Source organism: Oceanicaulis sp. UBA6590, assembly GCF_002433705.1.
In the GTDB taxonomy this organism is placed as follows: Bacteria; Pseudomonadota; Alphaproteobacteria; order Caulobacterales; family Maricaulaceae; genus Oceanicaulis.
Genome location: NZ_DJIQ01000001.1, coordinates 1 through 2,983, shown reverse-complemented (window position 1 = coordinate 2,983; position 2,983 = coordinate 1). Strand labels below are relative to the sequence as shown.

The following is a 2,983-nucleotide window of genomic DNA, read 5'->3' as shown; positions in this document are numbered from 1 at the left end:
GCGGTAGGCCGAACGGACGATGAGGGGCTTGCCAAGTCGGTCGCGCAGCGCCTGGAGCTTGTCGAGCGCATCTTCGTTGATCCGCAGGGAGCCGCTGCCTCGGCAGGCGATCTCCGCGGGCGAGAAATTCTTCCAGCGCCATGAGCGCTCGGGCACGTCGCGCCAGTGTTTGTAGGTCATGGTCGTCATGGCAGGTCTCCAGGCACAAAAAAGCCCGCTCCTCGACGAGGGCGGGCGGTGGTCTGATGGGTCGGGCGGATGGGTTAAGGCGTCGGTCCGAAGAGCTTCAGCTTGATGGCGATGCCGGCCATCAGGGCGAGCAGGACGCCGGTGGTGATCAGCCGCACGGCGGTCTGGACGGCCGTCTGTTTCGCGAGCCGGAAACCCGCGAGCAACGAGCGAAGATCACGGATGTCCTCGGCGGCATCCTGGCCATCGAGGCCGACCTCATGCAGGGCGCGCCGCGCACCCGTCTCGGCCGCGCGCTCCAGCAGGGCTTCAAACTCGGCGGCCGGCAGCGCGATCAGCGCCCCGCTTTCTGGTTCCTTGTCCATGACGCAATCCGGGAGTGATCAGAGGACCAGCGAGCCGGCCAGCGTGAACCCGATCCCGGCGAGCGTGGCGTCGGGTGTCGATGGCGCGACCACGCTGAGCACCTGGCCGGGCTCCAGCACGGTGTCGCTGGCGGCGATGAAGGTGGCGCTCGTAGCGGCGGCGGCGAAGCGCATGGTGGCGCTGCTCACGCCATCGACCCGGATGTCGAAATCCGCACTTGCGGTTGCCGCGGCCACGGCGCTGGCATGGCTGCCCGCAAGATCGACTTTCAGCCGGATGCGTCGCGCCACCGGCACCCGCGCGATCACCTCGTCCGCTGCCGGCTGCCCGGCCTTGTAGCCGCTGATGTCGGCCGGGGGATCGGCCGCATCCGCAGTCTCGACAACCTCGATCGCCAGCCACGTTCGCTCGAGGCCACGCAGCTCCCCGGCCGTGCCGACATAGACGGCCAGCTCGAACCAATCGCCCGCCGATACCGGAAGAACCGCGCTCGACAGGTTGCGCATCTGGTTGGAGTAGCCGCTGTCGCCGCGCACGATGAAGGACCCGCCGCCCAGCACGCTATTGCCGTTCTTGCGCACCTCGACCAGCTGACTGGTCGGCGAGGTCTGCCACTCGATGTTGCCGACGATCCGGACCTTCGTCACCCCGGCGGGAATGGTCAGGCGGGAGGGCTGTCCGGCATCCCAAAATGCGTCGCTGTCATACTCGGCGCTTTGCCATGGGACGGCGACGTAGACGCCGGTCGTCGCGACGCTGAAATTGGTCGAGCGTCGCAGCAGCGCGCCCCGGAAGGGGAGCAGAGCGCGGTTGAAGATGCCGACGCCTGCGGCGCCCCACGCGGCTCCATCGAACTGGAGGACGTCGCCATTGGCGGCGCCGGCGATGGAGACGTCGGTGAGATCACCCAGCGCGCCAGCGCCGCCGCCGACCCCGTAGAGATCGCCGCCATTGCCCTGAACCAGCACCGTCGCGCCCGGAACGATGACGACCTCCGCGCCGGAGCCCGCGTATTTGGCGCGGACGTCCTGGCCGCCGCTGGTCTCGTTTCGGATTGCGAGCCGCCGGTGGTTGGTGGGCAGCGTCAGGGTTCGGGATGCTGTCAGCGTGCCGGTGAGGATGATCAGACCGTTACGGTTGGCTTGGGTGCCCGTCAGCGTCATGTTGGCGTCGGCCATCGCTACCGACAGCGCCCGGTTCATGGCGTTGTCGAGGGCATCGACCGCGTCGTTGATCGTTACCTCTTTCTGGTTCTGGGCGGCCGCGACATGGGTCACGGCCAGATTGGGGCTGGGCATCAGTTGAACTCCAATGTGACGGTGCGCGGGAAGCCGCGGCCCGCGACGGCGCTGATCTGGAAGACGGTGACGGTCAGGGACGACGGGACGACACCGAAGTCGGCGAGGATGTCGGCATTGGCGTAGACGACGTTCGGGTTCGTCGCGGAGAGCGTCCGCTTCACCGTGCCGCCCGGGGTAGAGAGGATGTCGATCTCGTAGGCCTCGGAGGTCTCGCCGAGCGGGACGAGGCCGGTGCCGTCCTTCAACTCGCCACCTATCCGGGTCCGTCGGACCCAGGAGAGACTGATATTGGCCGGATTGCCGGTCAGAGCCGCCTGCACGTTCCAGGGCGCGTAGGGCTTGAGGTCCCGGCCGGTATGGCTAGCGACCAACGTTTCCGCATCCTCGAAGATCGTGCCGAAGCCGACCGCCCGCCAGGACCGGGGGAGATCGAGATCGCCGAGCGAGGTGACCATGGTCTCGACATCGTCGGGGTCGAGGAGGACAAACAACTCGCCGGCCTCGTGCCCGTCCACGAAGACATCGGTGCCACGTCGGCCCCGCAAAAGCCCGGACAGGGTGTAGGAGCCGTCCGGGTTCAGCGTCACGTCGCGGAACTGGATGATCTCGGGCTCGCCGTTGGCTTTGAGCACGAGGGCCGCATTGGCGCCGCTGAGCATCGAGTCCTGTGTGACGCTCTCCAGCCGTTCACCGCCGGTGGTCATGAACACCGTGAGGCTGTTCGTCTCATCGGTCGCGAACGGGGATGTCGGCCTGCCGAGGGCATTCGCCGTGGCGCCCCAGGCCGTCTCGCTCAGGGATCGACCGACCTGCGCCCACGCCGTGCCGTCGACGCTGCGGTAGAGAGAGGCACCGGGCCAGCCCGGGCCTCCAAAGCCGCCCATGAGGTAGTAGATCCGCGACCCCGACCCGCCGGTGTCATCGGTATCGCGCAGCAGCGGAAGGTCCGGCAGGATCAGCCGCGTCGCGGCCTGACTGCCGACGAGCTGTACCGGTTTGCCGGAGCCGCCATCGGCAGCCACGTTGGAGACGTAGGTGGCGGCAGCTTCAGAGACTCCCTTCACCGCGAGCGAGAAATCCGCCCCGACATCGAGACGGGTGATGCGGGTCCGGAAGGTCGAGCCCGA

The 2,983-nt window shown here is 67.8% G+C and carries 3 protein-coding genes and 1 pseudogene; all 4 read right to left on the bottom strand.

Annotated elements, in window-relative coordinates; all coding sequences use genetic code 11:
* A pseudogene (locus B2Z70_RS00020) lies at nt 1–189 on the bottom strand (YcbK family protein); the annotation flags it as partial.
* Nucleotides 190–263: 74 nt separating this feature from the next.
* Complete coding sequence (locus B2Z70_RS00015) at nt 264–554, bottom strand: DUF6127 family protein (protein WP_050475407.1); 291 nt, start codon at nt 552–554, stop codon at nt 264–266.
* Nucleotides 555–572: 18 nt separating this feature from the next.
* Complete coding sequence (locus B2Z70_RS00010; RefSeq protein ID WP_292979667.1) at nt 573–1,853, bottom strand: hypothetical protein; 1,281 nt, start codon at nt 1,851–1,853, stop codon at nt 573–575.
* Nucleotides 1,853–2,983 (bottom strand): GTA baseplate fiber-binding domain-containing protein (locus B2Z70_RS00005; RefSeq protein ID WP_292979665.1); only part of this gene is annotated, 1,131 nt, incomplete at its 5' end. The genes B2Z70_RS00005 and B2Z70_RS00010, both read right to left, overlap by 1 nt.

Bases quoted from the DNA above. Each gene is read 5' to 3' on its own strand.
- B2Z70_RS00015 (WP_050475407.1), bottom strand. From the start codon at position 554: ATGGACAAGGAACCAGAAAGCGGGGCGCTGATCGCGCTGCCGGCCGCC.
- B2Z70_RS00010 (WP_292979667.1), bottom strand. From the start codon at position 1,853: ATGCCCAGCCCCAATCTGGCCGTGACCCATGTCGCGGCCGCCCAGAAC.